13 protein-coding genes are annotated in these 16,422 nt (G+C 69.8%); 9 read left to right on the forward strand and 4 right to left on the reverse strand.

Going from position 1 to position 16,422, the window contains the following annotated elements:
* The first annotated feature begins 1 nt into the window (after position 1).
* From OHA61_RS35135 to OHA61_RS35145, 3 genes are all read left to right on the forward strand, one after another.
* Complete coding sequence (locus OHA61_RS35135) at positions 2-973, forward strand: LysR family transcriptional regulator (RefSeq protein ID WP_406306417.1); 972 nt, start codon at positions 2-4, stop codon at positions 971-973.
* Between the two features lie 96 nt (positions 974-1,069).
* Positions 1,070-2,479, forward strand: a complete 1,410-nt coding sequence (locus OHA61_RS35140; RefSeq protein ID WP_406306418.1) for an acyl-CoA synthetase — start codon at positions 1,070-1,072, stop codon at positions 2,477-2,479.
* Positions 2,472-3,803, forward strand: coding sequence for a carboxyl transferase domain-containing protein (locus tag OHA61_RS35145; RefSeq protein ID WP_406306419.1), 1,332 nt, complete (start codon positions 2,472-2,474; stop codon positions 3,801-3,803). Before OHA61_RS35140 ends, OHA61_RS35145 begins: the two co-directional genes overlap by 8 nt.
* 382 nt (positions 3,804-4,185) lie before the next feature.
* Here OHA61_RS35145 and OHA61_RS35150 read toward each other — a convergent pair whose 3' ends face one another.
* A complete protein-coding gene (locus tag OHA61_RS35150) occupies positions 4,186-5,037 on the reverse strand; it encodes a LysR family transcriptional regulator (RefSeq protein WP_406306420.1) in 852 nt (283 codons plus the stop codon).
* An 80-nt stretch (positions 5,038-5,117) separates the two neighbouring features.
* Between OHA61_RS35150 and OHA61_RS35155 the strand changes: the two genes are divergently transcribed.
* Complete coding sequence (locus OHA61_RS35155) at positions 5,118-5,612, forward strand: cupin domain-containing protein (RefSeq protein WP_406306421.1); 495 nt, start codon at positions 5,118-5,120, stop codon at positions 5,610-5,612.
* Between the two features lie 157 nt (positions 5,613-5,769).
* Positions 5,770-6,132, forward strand: coding sequence for a DoxX family protein (locus OHA61_RS35160; protein ID WP_406306422.1), 363 nt, complete (start codon positions 5,770-5,772; stop codon positions 6,130-6,132).
* A gap of 56 nt (positions 6,133-6,188) precedes the next feature.
* On the opposite strand, the gene OHA61_RS35165 is transcribed toward OHA61_RS35160, so the two are convergent.
* Positions 6,189-6,947: a TIGR03943 family putative permease subunit gene (locus OHA61_RS35165; RefSeq protein ID WP_406306423.1), complete on the reverse strand. Its 759-nt coding sequence runs from the start codon at positions 6,945-6,947 to the stop codon at positions 6,189-6,191.
* Positions 6,944-7,840, reverse strand: a complete 897-nt coding sequence (locus OHA61_RS35170) for a permease (protein ID WP_406307584.1) — start codon at positions 7,838-7,840, stop codon at positions 6,944-6,946. The genes OHA61_RS35165 and OHA61_RS35170 overlap by 4 nt, the downstream gene beginning before the upstream one ends.
* A gap of 447 nt (positions 7,841-8,287) precedes the next feature.
* Between OHA61_RS35170 and OHA61_RS35175 the strand changes: the two genes are divergently transcribed.
* Entirely contained in the window at positions 8,288-9,109 is an 822-nt protein-coding gene (locus OHA61_RS35175) for an alpha/beta fold hydrolase (protein WP_406306424.1), read from the forward strand.
* Positions 9,110-9,159: 50 nt separating this feature from the next.
* Here the strand turns inward: OHA61_RS35175 and OHA61_RS35180 are convergent, their stop codons facing one another.
* Positions 9,160-12,444, reverse strand: a complete 3,285-nt coding sequence (locus OHA61_RS35180; RefSeq protein WP_406306425.1) for a GH92 family glycosyl hydrolase — start codon at positions 12,442-12,444, stop codon at positions 9,160-9,162.
* 412 nt (positions 12,445-12,856) lie between these two features.
* Here OHA61_RS35180 and OHA61_RS35185 point away from each other — a divergent pair, with 412 nt between their 5' ends.
* From OHA61_RS35185 to OHA61_RS35195, 3 genes are all read left to right on the forward strand, one after another.
* On the forward strand, positions 12,857-13,813 hold the full coding sequence (locus OHA61_RS35185) for a hypothetical protein (RefSeq protein ID WP_389369111.1): 957 nt from the start codon (positions 12,857-12,859) through the stop codon (positions 13,811-13,813).
* Between the two features lie 158 nt (positions 13,814-13,971).
* The gene (locus OHA61_RS35190) at positions 13,972-15,423 is read left to right on the forward strand and encodes an amino acid permease (protein WP_406307585.1); all 1,452 of its coding nucleotides are present in this window, start codon (positions 13,972-13,974) and stop codon (positions 15,421-15,423) included.
* A gap of 72 nt (positions 15,424-15,495) precedes the next feature.
* A complete protein-coding gene (locus tag OHA61_RS35195) occupies positions 15,496-16,413 on the forward strand; it encodes a GNAT family N-acetyltransferase (protein ID WP_406306426.1) in 918 nt (305 codons plus the stop codon).
* The last annotated feature ends 9 nt before the right edge of the window (positions 16,414-16,422 follow it).

A 16,422-nucleotide genomic window follows, 5' to 3' on the forward strand; every position in this document is an offset into this window, starting at 1 on the left:
CATGAGCCATAGAGAATCCAATGGATCGACGGGAATGCGGGAGGCCGCGTCGAACGCACCGCTCGATCTGACCCTGCTGCGGACCTTCCTCGCCGTCCACCGGGCGGGCTCATTCACCGCGGCCGCGCGCCTCCTCGGTCTGTCCCAGCCCACGGTGACCACCCAGATCCGTTCCCTGGAACGGCAGTTGGGCCGCGAGCTGTTCGGGCGGCTGCCCCGCGGCGTCACTCCGACCCCGGTCGCCGACGGGCTCGCCGCGCGGATCGCCTCGCCTCTGGACGCCCTGGCCGCCGTCGCCGACCGCGGCCACCTCGACGAGACCGTGCCCGCCGATCCCGTACACCTCGCGGGTCCGGCCGAGCTTCTGTGCGTACGCGCCCTGCCCGCCCTCGCGCCGCTGGTCGAGCAGGGCGTACGGCTCAGGGTCACGACCGGGCTGACCGACGAACTGCTCGAAGGCCTGCGCCAGGGCCACTACGACCTGGCGATCTCCACCCACCGCCCGCGCGGGCGCACGCTCACCGCCGTACCGCTGATGGACGAGGAATTCGTGCTGGTCGCTTCGCCGTTGTGGGCCGAACGCATCGGCCGGGACGGGGACTGGCAGGAGCGGGTGGCGGACGAAGGGCCCGCCGCCCTGCGCGGCGTCCCGCTGGTCACCTACGCGGAGGATCTGCCCATCGCCCGCCGCTACTGGCGCCATGTCTTCGGCACCCGCCTGAACGCGCAGCCCGCACTGACCGTCCCCGATCTGCGCGGGGTGCTCTCGGCCGTCGCCGCGGGCGCCGGAATGAGCGTGCTGCCGCGCTATCTCTGCCAGGGCGAACTCACCTCGGGCGTGGTGGTGCCGCTGCTGGCGCCCGAGGACCCGCCCATCAACACCGGCTTTCTCGTCCAGCGCCCGGGCGCCACCGACAACCCGCACCTCACGCTGGTGCGTGACCGGCTGCTGCGGGAGGCGCGCGGCTGGTGAGCGAGGCACCTGGCCGGTGCGCGATTCCTTCGGCACTCGGCGGCGTATGGAGGGATCATCGTGACAGCGGTCCGACGACAGCAAGGAGTACGACGCGTGTCCCCTCTCTTCCCCGCACTCGCCGCGAGGTCTGCGCTGCCGGCTCTCCGCTTCGGCGACCGGTCCCTGACTCATGCCGAACTGGCCGCGGCCGCGGGCTCACTGGCCGCGAGGCTGGCCGGCGCGCGGAGGGTCGCGGTGTGGGCGACGCCCACGCCTCAGACCGCGGTGGGTGTGGTCGCGGCGCTGCTCGCGGGCGTGCCCGCCGTACCGCTCAATCCGAAGACCGGCGAGCGCGAACTGGCGCACATCCTCGCCGACAGCGAGCCGTCACTGGTGCTGGCCGAGCCGGGCACCGAACTGCCTGCGGCCCTGGGCGCCTTGCCGCGCAGGGATGTGGAGCTCACCGGACCGGAAACACCGTTGCCGCCCGAGCCGTCACCCGAGGCGCCCGCCCTCATCGTCTACACCTCGGGCACCACCGGACCGCCCAAGGGCGCCGTCCTGCCGCACCGGGCGATCACCTCCACACTCGACGCGCTGGAGGACGCCTGGCAGTGGACCGCCGACGACGTTCTGGTGCACGGGTTGCCGCTGTTCCACGTCCACGGGCTGATCCTCGGCATCCTGGGGCCGCTGCGCCGCGGCGGCGAGGTGCGGCACCTGGGACGGTTCAGCACGCAGGGCGTGGCACGCGAACTGGCCTCGGGCGCCACGATGCTCTTCGGAGTACCGACGATGTACCACCGCATCGCCGAGGAACTGCCAGGCGATGCGCAGCTGGTGAAGGCATTGGCCGGAGCCAGGCTGCTCGTCTCCGGATCGGCGGCGCTGCCCGTGCACGACCATGAACGGATCGCCGCGGCGACCGGCCGCAGGGTCATCGAGCGCTACGGGATGACGGAGACGCTCATGAGTACTTCCGTACGCGCCGACGGCGACCCGCGCCCAGGGACGGTCGGTGTGCCGCTCAAGGGAGTTGAGTTCCGGCTGGTCGACGAGAGCGACGGCATCGGTGAGATCCAGGTGCGCGGGCCCAACCTGTTCACGGAGTATCTGAACCGGCCCGACGCGACCGAGGCGGCCTTCGACGACGGCTGGTTCCGTACGGGAGACATGGCGAGCCTCGACGCCGACGGCTATGTGCGGATCGTCGGCCGCAAGGCCACCGACCTCATCAAGAGCGGCGGTTACAAGATCGGCGCGGGCGAGATCGAGAACGCGCTGCTCGACCATCCCGGTGTCCGTGAGGCAGCCGTGACCGGCGAGCCCGACGCGGATCTGGGCGAGCGGATCGTCGCCTGGATCGTGCCGGCGGACCCGGCCGCGCCACCCGCCCCGGAAGAGCTGTCCGCGCATGTCGCGGCCCAACTCGCCCCGCACAAGCGACCGCGCGACGTGCGCTTCCTCGACGCCCTGCCCCGCAACGACATGGGCAAGATCATGAAGCGGGCGCTCCATGGCTGAGCGGCTCACGGCACGCGAGGCCATCACCCGGGTGGCCTCAGCCTTCACCGAACTGCCCGCGCCCGACGGCACGTCCGCGCCCGACGGTCCGATCGCCTGGCAGGGCTACGACGAGCAGCACGCCCGTGCCGCGCTGCGCACCGGCGAGAGCGAGTCGGTGGTCTGCGGCACCGGCACGGTCGGCGAGACCGAAGTGGTGCTGATCTCCTTCGAGTTCGGCTTCCTCGGCGGATCGCTGGGGGAGCGCACCGGCGACCGGCTGGAGGCGGCGTACACGCATGCGCGCGAGCGGCGGCTGCCCGTCGTCTCGCTGATCGCGACCGGCGGCAGCCGGATGCAGGAGGGCATGCGCGCGCTGGTCCAACTCCAGCGCGTGGCACGGCAGTCCACACTCACCCGCGCCGCCGGCCTGCCCCAGATCGCGGTGGTGCGCGACCCTTCGACGGGCGGCGGCTGGGCCACTCTGGGCGCCGGTGCGGATGTCGTCCTCGCGCTGCCCGGCGCCCAGATCGGCTTCGCGGGCTCGCGGGTACGCCCGGCGGACGCCGACCCTGCCGCATACACGGCGGAGGCTCAGCTGGCCGCCGGCCATGTCGACGCGGTCGTACGCCAGGAGGAGCTGCGCGCGACGCTGGGCCGCTGGCTGACGCTGCTCACCGCCCCGTCCGACGCACCGGCCCGGCCGCCCCGCGCCCTCGGCCGCGCCGAACTCCCCGCCACCGGCTGGGAAGCCGTCCAGAACGCACGCTCGGCCGACCGCCCGAGGGCGGGCGCCTACCTCGACGCGTACTTCGAGACACGCGAGGCCATCAGCGGCGACCGGTGCGGAGGTGTCGACCCGGGCATGCTGTGCGGCTTCGGACTGCACCAGGGACGGGCCATCGCCTACGCCGCCCAGTGCGGCACCGCGACCCTCCCCGCCGGCTACCGGACCGCGGCCCGGCTGATCCGGCTCGCCGGCCGTCTCGGCGTACCGGTGCTCACCGTGATCGACACGCCGGGCGCCGCCAATGACGCCGCGGCGGAACACGCGGGAGCGGGACCCGCGATCGCGGACGCCTTCTCCGCGGTGGCCGCCGCCCGAGTGCCGGTCACCACGCTCGTGATCGGCGAGGGCGGATCGGGCGGGGCGCTCGCGCTCGCCTCACCCGGCAACACCTGGGCCACGCCGGACAGTTACTTCTCCGTCATCGCCCCCGAGCTGGCCGCGGCGATCCTCAAACGCGGGCCGGACCAGACGCGCGCGACCGCCGAACAACTCCGGCTGCGCCCACAGGACCTGGTGGACCTGGGCATCGCCCGTGGTGTCGTATCCACCGACTGACTACCTGGAGACCGACTGCCTCGGTGGAAACCGGCGCCGTCCGCCCGGTCAAGGCGACTGTTCCTTCCGCGATTACCGCAGCGATATGCCGTTCCAGCCGTTCAGGGCTGACCAACGTGCCGAAAAGTGTGCGCGAGCTCGCCGAGTTCGGCAGCCGCGCAGCCGAACGCCGTCTGAGCGGCGTCGTGCGCTGTGCCGGACTCCAAGTGCGAGAGCAGGACGAATTCCTCGGGCAGGGAGAGGTACCACGGTGCAGGACCAGATATGCGACTGATCCTGCCCGGTGCCGTCCTGAAACAGAACGGCCCGGCAACGCACGCTCAACCCGCAACCTCAGCGACGCCACAAGTCCAAGACCAGCACCCGAGCGACGGTGAGGCGCTCATTCGTGGAAGGCGGCGGTTGCGATCTGGACGAACGAGCGGATGAGTGGATTCGTGTCGCCCTCGTTCCATGCCGCCACCGCGCGGCTCGGCGGCATGTCGATCAGCGGCACCACGCTGAGCCCCTCTGCCGGCTCGTGGTCCAGGAGAGTCATGCCGACCGTGCCGTTCCAGAGAACGGCTTGCCGGCATTCCTGGACGGCGCGCACCACCGGGCCCTGGCGAGGTTCCCCGCCGTTCCAGTACGACTGCCAGATGGGGTCGGTGCCCTCCGGGAACAGGAACCAGCTGCGGTCGGCCAGGTCGGCCAGCTTCAGGCTGTCGCGGCGGGACAGAGGATCGTCGGCGCGCAGCAGCGCGCCCACCGGGTCGGCGCGCAGCTCGTGCACCGTCAGGCCGGTCTCGTCGAACGGCCCGCGGGTCAGGGCGACGTCGACCAGTCCGCCGCGCAGCCCGCAGGTGGGATCGGTCAGGTTGGTCTCGCGGATGCGGACTTCGACGCGCGGGTGCCTCCCGCGGAAGGTGTTGGCCATCCGGGTTGCGCCCGGGTCGGTGCTGTCACCCAGGATGCCGACGGTGATGGTCGCGCCGCCGGCCGCCGTGGCCAGGCGTATGCGTACCCGGTCGGCCTGGTCGAGCAGGGCGCGCGCCTCATCGAGCAGCACCGCCCCCACCGGAGTGAGCCTGACAGCGGTGGACGACCGGTTGAACAGCGCCGCGCCGACCTCGGTCTCGAGCTGCTTGATCGCCCGGCTCAGTGGCGGCTGACTCATGTGCAGCCGGGCGGCGGCCCGGCCGAAGTGGAGTTCCTCGGCGACCGCCACGAAATAGCGCAGCGTGCGTAGCTCCATGGTGCGACGATACCGGTACGGTATCGACATCACAGAATGGGTCTTGGACGGTCGCACTGCCATGGCAGTTGAATCGAAGCGTGACTGACGAACCGAAGACCAGTGAGCCGATTGCCGACCCCACCGTATCGGTGGTCGGTCCGGGCGACGGTGAGACGATCCTCCTGGGCACCACGCGACTGCGCGTCCTCGAAGACGGCAGCAACACCGGGCACCGCCTCGGGCTCGCCGAGTCCGTCCTCGCGCCACACACGCCCGGACCGCCGCAGCACCGCCACGCCCAGCACGACGAGGGTTTCTACATCATCTCCGGCACGGTGCGGTTCACGGTCGGAGAGAAGGACTACGACGCGACCGTGGGCACGCTCGTGATGGTTTCGCCCGGAGCACCGCACACCTTCGCCAACATGACCGACCAACCGGCCGTCATGCTCAGCACTTTCACGCCGGACCTGTACGTGCAGTACTTCCGGGACCTGCAGAACATGATCGTCGGCGGCCGGGCATTGACCCCCCAGGCGAACATCCAAGCGATGAGTCGTTACGCCACCGAGCCTGCCACCGACTTCGCCTAGAAGCCGGAAGAGCCGCCCGGCTGCCCGTTACCGGATCCGTACCCCGAGGCGGCTTCTACCTGGGCCGCTTACGCACTTACGCACTCGCCTGTGCCTTTTGTCGCCGCTCTCTTGGTGACGATGTGTCACCTACAACTGGTAGCCGTGGATGGGAATCGTGAACGTTGCATATTGGATCGTCGCCGGCCCGCTTGCTCTCTTCTACCTCTACGGGGGCGGAGTGAAGGTGGTCCAGAGCCGTGAGCAGCTCCGACCGATGATGGCGTGGGTGGACAGCACGCCGATGCCGGCCGTCAGGGCCATCGGGGTGATCGAAGTGCTCGGCGCGATCGGGCTGATCCTCCCGCCGCTGACCGGCATCGCCCCCTGGCTGGCCCTGGCTGCGGCGATCGGGTTCGTGGTCCTGCAGATCGGCGCGACAAGGGTTCACCTGAGCCGCGGAGACCGCGAGGTCGCCCTCAACATCACGCTCATTCTCGCTGCGGCCCTGACCATCTGGCCGGCGACGATGTGGCGGTGACTTCAGGCGAGGCTGGTCACCCTGCGCCTGGCGCGGTCGCGTCTTGATCGTGCGGCTCAGGAGCTGAGGGCCGGGGCCCGGTCCAGGTAGGGGCTGGGAGGCTGCGGGATCTTCTGGAGGGAGGTCACGTCGAGGGCGAGGGCCGCGGAGGGCGTTCCCAGGGTGCCCTGTGGATGCCAGGTGCCCGTGACCTTCACCCAGGTGTCGGCGGGCGGCGCCTTCACGCCGTGCATCGCGACCGTCAGGGACTGGGAGTCGGCGGCGCAGCAGGCCACCAGCAGCCGGGTGAGATCCCAGGTGCCGTTCTTGCCGGGTGTGACGAAGCCCGACAGGAGCACGTTGCGGTCCTTGAGGGCCTGGTGGTCGTCCTGCTGCGTCCGGGCGATGAACTCCGTCAGCGAGAGAGGCGCGGGGCCGTGCGCCGGCAGCGGGTCGAAGCGGTCGTAGTCCTCGACGACCTTGGCGTTGTCACGTGCGGCTGTGTACGAGCCGAGTGCGGGGGGCGCGTAGAAGAGGAGGGTGAGTGCGGGCAGGAGCAGCAGCCAGGCGATGCGGGGGCCGTGCGAGTGATCATGTCCGTGCTCGTGCTCGTGCCCGTGCTGATGGCCGGGTTCGTCCTCAGCCGCTCCGTCCCGTCCGGGCCTGTCGCGCACCGTGCCGATCAGGCCGAGCGCCATCAGGCAGACGCCCGAGGCGATCACGTACGGCTGCAGGCCCGCCTTGACATACCGCAGGACGATGTCGCTGAACAGGGAGACCCGCAGCACCCCTGCCCCGGTGAGCAGGAGCAGCCCTGCCTGGAGGGTGCGCTTCAAAGCAGCCACCACCCGGTCAACGCGCTGCACACGACGGCGGTGATCGCCGTGGCCGTCGAGAACCGTACGGCGAAGGCCCGGCCGAACGTCCCCACCTGCAGGGCGATCAGCTTGAGGTCGACCATCGGGCCGACCACCATGAACGCCAGCCGTGCCGTGGGGGAGAAGCCGGTCAGCGAGGCGGCCACAAAGGCGTCCGCCTCCGAACAGACCGCCAGGACGACGGCCAGGCCCGCGAGGAAGAGCACCGACATCCAGGCCGAGCCGGAGAAGGTCTCGAGCACCGAGCGCGGCACGGTGACATTGAAGGTGGCGGCAGCCATCGCGCCGAACACCAGGAACCCTCCGGCGTGCAGGAAGTCGTGCTGGAAGCCCAGCCGGAACTCGTCCCAGCGGCTGTGGCCGCTCTGATGTCCGGTGTGCCGGGAAGGCATCCGCAGCCACTCGGAGCGGCCGAGCCTGAGCCACAGCCAGCCCATGCTTGCGGACGTGGCCAGGGAGGCGATGAGCCGCGCGAGGACCATCTGCGGACTGCCGGGGAAGGCCACGGCCGTCGCCGCGAGCACGACCGGGTTGACCGCGGGTGCGGACAGGAGGAACGCGAATGCGGCGGCCGGTGTGACACCGCGCCGGATCAGGCTGCCGGCAACCGGCACCGACGCGCACTCGCAGCCGGGCAGTACGACACCGGCTGCGCTCGCCACCGGCACCGCGAGCGCGGGGTTGCGCGGCAGGATCCGGCTGAAGGCATGAGCGGGGACGAACGCGTTGACGGCGCCGGAGATCAGCGTGCCCAGCAGGAGGAACGGCAGCGCCTGTACGGCGATGGCCACGCAGATCGTCTGCCAGGCCCGGAAGCCGGGATGCGTGAGCCACTGGTCGGCCCCGAGCAGTCGGCCGAGCGCGACGAGGATCAACAGCGAGACCGCTCCGGCGACGACAACGGAGGGCACGAGGCGGCCAGGCGTGGTCTGGGGGATGGGCGCGACGGCCTGCCCGCTCAGCGGCCGGTCCGCCAGTTCTTCCGCATTGGGCACATCTGCTCCGGTTGTCGGTGAAAGAGCATCACGATAACCAGGAGATCGATGCCTCCTGCATACGTTGAAACGCAAACATGTGACCGATAACAGGTGTATTCGGCTCCGGCCCGTAGAGCGTCTCCCCTGCGCCGAGCCTCTCCGACGGGCGGGCCCCTGACCACGAGCTGTTCCAGGACGCGTTCTCCGGCGCGGTGAGCGAGGATGAGGCGAAGGAGCCCTCGACCCGTGGACGGAGGCCAAGGTCGACACACCGCTCTCACCTGCGCACGCCGCTTCGTCCGACCGAGAGGACAGCAGCTAATGAGCAGTTTTACGACCACCGACGGCACCGAGATCTACTACAAGGACTGGGGCAGCGGGCAGCCCGTCGTCTTCAGCCACGGCTGGCCGCTCAACGCCGACGCCTGGGACGGGCAGTTGCGGCTGGTCGCCGAGAACGGCTTCCGTGCCGTCGCCCACGACAGGCGCGGTCACGGCCGCTCCGGCCAGCCCTGGCAGGGCAACGATATGGACACGTACGCAGATGATCTCGCCGAGCTGATCGAGTCGCTCCGTCTCAACGAGGTGATCCTGGTCGGGCACTCGACCGGCGGCGGCGAAGTGGCCCGCTACATCGGCAGGCACGGCACGGCCCGCGTGGCCAAGGCCGTACTCCTCGGCGCCGTACCGCCGCAGATGCTGAAGACCGACGCCAATCCGGAAGGTCTGCCCATCGACGTCTTCGACGGCCTGAGGGCGGGAGTCGAGCGCGACCGGTCGCAGTTCTACAAGGAGCTCAGCGAGAGCTTCTACGGGGCGAACCGGCCCGGATCGTCCGTCTCCCAGGGCACGCGGGACGCGTTCTGGCTGCAGAGCATGCAGTGCGGGCTGAAGGCCGCGTACGACTGCGTCGCCCAGTTCTCGGAGACCGACTTCACCGAGGACCTGAAGCGGATCGACGTCCCCACCCTCGTCGCCCACGGCGACGACGACCAGATCGTGCCCATCGTCGCGGCCGCCCACAAGTCCGTAACGCTGGTCAAGGACGCGACGCTCAAGGTCTACCCCGGCGCACCGCACGGTCTGACCGGCGACTACGAGCAGGCCTTCAACGCCGATCTGCTCGACTTCATCCGGGGCTGACGGCTACAGCGGCGGGGCGCACCCGGCCACGGGTGATGTACAACAGCGGCTCACATCAGCGTGATGGCGTACACCTCGACCCGAGGGTCGTCCGGCAGCGTCACCGAGCGCAGCGTCCTCGTCCCGTCGAGCGCGACCGTGCCGCCGAACAGCCGCACCGGCGGCCCGTCGACGCCCTGCCCGTCCTTGATGCGGTGCGGCATGTCGAGCACGACCGTGCTGCCGGACGGTGTGGAACCGGCCCAGTCGCCCACAGTGACCGGCACGTCCGCACTGCTTCCGTCCGTGTAGCGGACGGTGAGCGTCGTCGCGACCGGACCGTTGTGCGCGGCGGCGACCAGGCGCAGCGAGGAACGTGCCCCCGCGGGAAGAAGCAGCGCCTGGCCGCGGGCCTCGACGAAGTTCCCGGCCGTCCCCGACGCATCGGGCGCGTTGTACGTCACGCCGTTCCAGGTGACCGGACCCGCCTTCGGCAGCAGGTCGCCGTCGTAACTCCAGCCAAGGCCGTCGAAGTTGCCCTGGCCCGGCTGCTCCTTCGTCGCCGTACCGTCGTGGTTCATGGCGCCGCCCAGGTCCACGGCACACTGTCCGCCACCGGCTCCCGCACAGCTCGCCGCGGTCCGCACGTCCACGGTGGCCGTACGGACGACGGGCGCGATGCCCTGCGCCGTGACCGTGAACTGCACCGGATACGAGCCGACCGCGGTGCCCGGCGGCACCGTCACGGCGAGCGGGACGGTCGTCTGCACCGGCAGACGACGGGAGGCGAGAGTCAGGGGCGAGGATGTTTCCGTGGCCCAGCCGGCCGGAGCCTTGGCAGCGACGGACACGCGCACATCTCCCGGTGACTGGGCCAGTACGTCCAGCGAGAGGTGGGCGGTCTGTGCGCTGACGCCCGCCGGCACGGCGTCCGAGGCGGTGCGCAGCGAGGCGTCGACATGCCGGCGGCTGTCGGCTGCGGCCGCCGCGCCCACCGACGGAGGCTCGGCGTTCCTGCCGGTGCCCCACGCGGACGGCCGGGTTGCCAGCCGGTGGGCCAGCCGACCGCCGTGTGCGATCGCGTCCCAGTCCAGCCAAGTGGTGGCTACGTTCTCGCCGTTCAGGGCCACGCTCTGCACATAGCGCCGGTCGTCGCTCGCCCCGGGAGCACTGATCTCCAGCGTGCCGCCCTGCTTGCGGCCGTACTGCCCGATCCTGACCGTCGCCGATTCGAACTGCGGGCTGGACAGCGCCAGGAAGTCGGCGCCGCTCATCGTCGGATAGAGACCCAGCGACGAGAAGACGTACCAGGCCGACATCGTGCCGAGATCGTCATTGCCGGTCATGCCGTCCGGGCCGTTGGTGAAGAGCGTCATCGCCGCACGCGTGACGGTCGCGGTCTTCGCGGGCGCACCCGCCCACAGATACATGTACGGGGCGTGCAGATCGGGTTCGTTGTTGGGGTTGTAGGTGGGCTTGCCGTAGTAGTCGTAGGGCTGGGAGATCCAGTCGTTGCGCGCGGTACCGGCCGGGTCGGTGAGCAGCTTGTCGTGGACGAAGAAGGCGTCGAGCCGCTTCTCGGCGGCCTTCCTGCCGCCCATCAGCGCGACAAGCCCGGCCGGATCCTGGGGCACCAGCCACTGGTACTGGTGGGCGCCGCCCTCGTGGAACTGATGGCTCGCCCCGACCGGGTCGTACGGCGTCACCCATGTCCCCTGCGTCGTACGGGGACGGAACTGCCCGATCGAGGAGTCCCACAGATTGCGGTACCACCGGCCGCGCACGGCGAACACCTTGGCGTCGGCCCGGTGGCCGAGCCCACCGGCCATCAGGGCCAGCGAGGCATCGGCTGCCGCGTACTCCAGGGTCGCCGACGCGGGGTGGCTGCAGTCGTTGTCGCCGCCCTTGTCGGCGCAGTCCTTGCCGAGGGCGAGACCCGAGGGGATGTAGCCGCGCTCGCGGTAGAAGTCCACGCCCGAGCGGCCGTTGTACGGGGATGCGGCGGGCGGCGTGCTCGTGGCGTTCTGCTTCAGCAGCGCGTACGCCTCTTCCTCGTGCCCGACGAGCAGGCCTTTCGACCAGGCCTCGACGAGGAACGGGGTCACCGGGTCACCCGTCATGATGTTGGTCTCGCTGTTGGCGAGCGCCCAGCGCGGCAGCCGGCCGCCGTCCCTGCCGATCGCGACCACGGAGAGCGCCACATCGCGGGCGACACCGGGCTGAAGGAGTTCGAGCAGCTGGTTCTGCGGGCGGTAGGTGTCCCAGAGCGAGAGGTTCTGGTAGGGCGTATAGCCGTTCGCCGTATGGGCTTTGCGGTCGAAGCCGGTGTAGCGGCCGTCCACGTCGCCGGCCAGGTTGGGGTGCAGTTGTGCGTGGTAGAGCGCGGTGTAGAAGGCGCTCTGCCGCTCGTGCGAACCGCCGCCGATACGGATCGAGCCGAGCTGCTCCTGCCAACTGCGGTGCAGGGCGGCGCGGGTGGCGTCGAAGTCGTACGAGTCCTTCGTCTCCGCGGTCAGATTCCTGCGGGCGCCTTCGACGCCGGTGTACGAGAGGCCGACCTTCACCACGACGTCCTTGTCGGTGCTCGCGTCGAAGCTCACCCATGCGCCGTTGCCGCCCTCGCCCGCGGCGTCCCGGCTGCCCGGCTCGGGAGTCGAGCCGCGCCACGTGCCCTGGGTCTTGAAGGGCCGGTCGAAGGTGGCGGTGAAGTAGACGGTGTGGTCGTCCTTGCCCGCGCAGAAGTTGCCCGCGTGCACCCGGCCCTCGACGGTGCGGTCTCCGATGACATGCACTTCGGAGTCGTACACCTTCTGGTTGGCCCTGCCCGTGTTGAACAGGACGTTGGCGGCGCCGGTCGAGGGGAAGGTGTAGCGCTGCCAGCCGGTGCGCTGCGTGGCGGTGAGCTCGGTGTCGATGCCGTAGGTCTTCAGCTTCACGCGGTAGTAGCCGGGCTCGGCCTGCTCGTCGTCGTGGGAGTACTCCGAGCGGTAGTCGTCCGGGTTCACGCGGTCGACCGCACCGGTGGTCGGCATGATCGGGAGCTCGCCCGCGACGGAGCAGCCCACGCCGGACAGATGGGTCTGGCTGAAGCCGTGGATCCTGTTCTGCTGGTAGTCGTAGCCGCCCTGGCCGCCGGTGTCCGGGCTGACCTGGACCATCCCGAAGGGTGCGCTCGCTCCGGGGAAGGTGTTGCCGAAGTTCTGTGTGCCGACGAAGGGGTTGACCAGACTCGTCGGGTCGGCCACTGGTGCGGCGGCGGCGCTGACGGCGGCCGGCCCGCTGAGAGCACCGGTCAGCAGGGCGCCAACGGCCAGGCTGGTCACGCAGTTCCGGATCCGGCCGACTGACCGTCGCATAGGGCCACCCCTTGTTGACAACGTTGTCTGATGCGGGCTCGGGAAAGATGTCACGGCCGCGCAAACCTGTCAACGGCCGTCCACGGCACGGTCGCCCGGCCATACCGTGACGCTCGGGACGGTCCCTCGGAACGGCGTCGGGCGGGGCATGGGGATTCCGCCCGGAGATCTCACGGAGAAGTGCATATGCCATACGGATGTCCCGCGAGTTGGGGGTGCAAAAGAGGCTACGGTCCGGTTAGTGCAATCCTGAATGAGTTGGCGGTGGATCAACCGGACTGCTGTTTTCGATATGACTTGTTGGTGAGTAGGGTGTGCTCGCTGCCGTGGATCAATGGAAGGGATCCGGCTAATTCTGCGTGGCCGGAATCTGTGCATGGGTGGTGTCGTCTGCAGGAGCGGGGAGGGGTTCATGGCTGCTGGCTCGTTCGAGGGGCAGTATGTCTGGCATCCGGCTGCCGATGACCGCCAGTTGGCTCAGGCCTGTATCGATGTGAAGGCGGGCCGGTACCTGAGCGCGCACGAAGCCCTCCTGGACGCGCGCCACGATTTCGAAGTGCGGGCCCATCGCTCCCTGGTGCTGGCGTCCGAGGCGGCGGACTCCGATCTTGCCGAGCGGTGGCTGGACGAGGAGCCTGGCCCGGAGTCGGCCCTTTTGTGGGCGCGCGTGGCGATGCTCCGGGCGTTACGGATGGCCGATGCCCATGACCGCCGGGCGGGAACGCTCGTGGGGATAGCGCAGGCGGCAAGCGAACGGGCGGCGCAGCTGCTGCCGCAGGACCCCACTCCGTGGGTTGCCCAACTGGCCCTGTCCCGCCTCAGGCGCCCCCGGGATCCGGCCCCCAACGGTCTGCTGACCGCGCCGCCCGGACCCTGGCAGTTGTTCGCCCACATCCTCCGGCTCGACCCCTGGCACCGCGAGGCGCACCACCGATTTCTTGCCTTCTTCTTCACCCGTCACGGCGGGACGGCGAGTGCGCGCTGGGACGTCGCCTCCTTCCTCAGCCACCGGGCCCCGGCCTCCTCCGCGTTGAGGCTGCTGCCGCTGGTCGCCCTTGTCGAGGACTACGACGCCTCGGCCCTGCTGGCCGACCGCACCTGGGAACAGCCCCAGTGGCTGGCCGCTGCGACGGGCAGCTACAACAACTGGTTCCCCCGGGTGGCCGACTACCGGTTCACTCCCGTACTCGACCTCTCGTATCTGGCCCACGCGCTCTACATGGCGAAGCGTGAATTCGAGGCCCGGGAGGTGCTCACGGCGATGGGGCCCTATGCCTCACGTATGCCGTGGAGTGCATTCGGTGCCCCGGCGGATCAGTTGACCCGAGCGAGACGCTCCTGCGGGCTCCCCATTCCCAGTGCGGCCTGATATTGCCGCACGAGTTGTCCCCTCAATGAAGCCGATCAGTTCTCTCACCCCCAATGAGAAAGGCTGCGATTGTGTCCGAGCGTACGTCTGTCCTTCGCTCGAAATACCGTCAGGATGCGGAGTCGGTCGCCCTCGACGACGACGCCACCCTGCACGCCATGGGCTACCCCAGGAAACTCACCCGCAGATTCCGGGCGTTCGACAATTTCGCCATCTCCTTCACCATCATCAACATCATCTCCGGGATCTTCTCGGCGTTCGGCTTCGGCATGGGCGCGGGCGGGCCGCGGATCCTTGTCTTCGGCTGGATCGGCGTGTCGGTCATGGTGCTGTTCGTCGGCGCGGCGATGGGTGAAATCGCCTCCGCCTACCCGACGAGCGGCGCGCTGTACTTCTCCGCGGGCAAGCTCGCCAAGCGGCACCGCGGAGCCTGGTCCTGGTACACGGGCTGGCTGAACTTCGTGGGCCAGGTGGGCGGCACCGCCGCGACCGGTTATGCCGCGGCCACCTTCGTCCAGGCCTTCATAGTCATGCAGTGGCCGGGCTACGAGGTCACGGCGCAGCGCACGGTGCTCATCACGGCGGTGATCCTGGTCCTCCAGGCGCTGGCCAATACCTACACGGTGCAGTTGGTCGCCGCCCTCAACCGGATCTCCGTGTGGTGGCTGCTGATCGGCATGGTGGTGATCGTCGTCGCCCTGACCGTGAAGCCGGCGCACCATCAGTCGGCCTCCTTCGTCACCCATTTCACGAACAACACTGGTTTCACCAATGGCATCTACGCCGCAATGCTGGGTCTGCTCGTGACCAGCTGGACCTTCACCGGTTTCGACGGCAGTTTCCACATGTCCGAGGAGACCGTGAAGGCGACGGTCAACACGCCCAAGGGCATCATGCGGGCGATCTCCTACTCCGCGGGCGCCGGGCTGATCCTCATGCTCGCCCTGGTGTACGCGATCCACGATTACGCGGCCGAAGCGAGCGCCGCGGCGCCCCCGGTGCAGATTCTCATCGATGCGCTCGGCATGGGCACGGCGAAGCTGCTTCTGCTGATCGTGATCGGCGCCATGCTCTTCTGCGGGCTCGCCAACATGACCAGCAATACGCGTCAGATCTTCGCCTTCTCCCGCGACGGGGCGATGCCCGGCTCCCGTTGGTGGCATTCGGTGTCCCTGCGGACCCGTACACCGGTCAATGCGGTGTGGCTCGCCGCGGCCTGCTCCATGGCGCTGATCATTCCCGCCTGGTGGTCGCACACGGCCTTCACCGCCATTGTGAGCGTCAATGTCGTCGGGCTCTATCTCGCCTACGGAGTGCCGATCTTCCTGCGTCTGCGGCTCGACGACTTCCAGCCGGGACCGTGGAACCTGGGCCGCTACGGCAAGCCGGTGGGCGTGATCGCCGTGACCTGGATCGTCTTCAGCAGCGTGCTGTTCATGCTGCCCCAGGTCTCTCCGATCACCGGAACGACGTTCAACTACGCGCCGATCGCACTGGGAGTGGTGCTGTTCATCGCCACGGTGTGGTGGTTTGCCACCGCCCGCCGCCGCTTCCAGGGGCCGGTCAGCTACGGCAGCCCCGACGAAGTGGCCGCCATGGACCTGATCTGACCGCCGGCACAACCACCCCGAGGCCGCGCACGGCGGCCGCACCCGCCATCATCTGAAGGGACGAAAGAACGTATGAACCCCCTCGGCGAAGCCCCCCAGTCACCTGCCGCCGTCGAGCGCGCCGCCGGGAGCACTCCCGGCGGCGCGGGCGGACTCACCGTCACCGCAGCCTCGTTGGAGGACTGGCACCAGGTGGCGGGGTGGGCCGCCGAGGAGGGGTGGAATCCCGGCCGCGGCGACGTGGCCTGTTTCCACCCCACCGATCCCGCCGGCTTCTTCATCGGCCGCCTGGGCTACCGCACGCTGTCCGCCGTCTCGATCGTCAACTACTCGGAGCAGTACGCCTTCCTCGGCTACTACCTCGTTCACCCCGACCACCGTCACCAGGGCCTCGGCCTGGCGACCTGGCGGGCCGCCTTTCCGCACGCCGGGACCCGCACTGTCGGACTTGACGCGGTCCCGGAGCAGCAACCCACCTACATGCGCGCCGGGTTCAAGTCCGCCAACGACACCCTCCGCTACGGCGGCCGCCCCGAGCGGTCCGCAGCCTTGGCGCCGGATGTCGTGCCCGTCACCGCGGCCCATGCCGACGCGATCGCGGCGTACGACCGGCAGTGCTTCCCCGCCGACCGGCGTGCCTTCGTCGCGCGCTGGCTCACCGCGGCGGGACATGTCGCCTATGCCCGCCTGAGCGAGGGACACATCAGCGGCTACGGAGTGATCCGCCCGGCCCGCGACGGCCATCGCATCGGGCCGCTGTTCGCCGACACGCCCGAGGACGCCGAAGCGCTCTTCGACGCCCTCACCGCGCATCTCGGGCCCGAGGACGAGGTCTCCATCGACATCCCCGAACCCCAGCACGCGGCGGGCGCCCTGGCCGCGGCGCGCGGCCTCGAAGCGCGCTCGCACACGGTGCGCATGTACACCGGGCCGGTCCCCGAGATCCGGGCGGAGCGCACGTTCGGCGTCACAACGCTCGAACTCGGATAGCGGTGCAGG

Origin of the sequence: Streptomyces sp. NBC_00885 (assembly GCF_045207475.1) — a bacterium.
Taxonomy (GTDB): domain Bacteria; phylum Actinomycetota; class Actinomycetes; order Streptomycetales; family Streptomycetaceae; genus Streptomyces.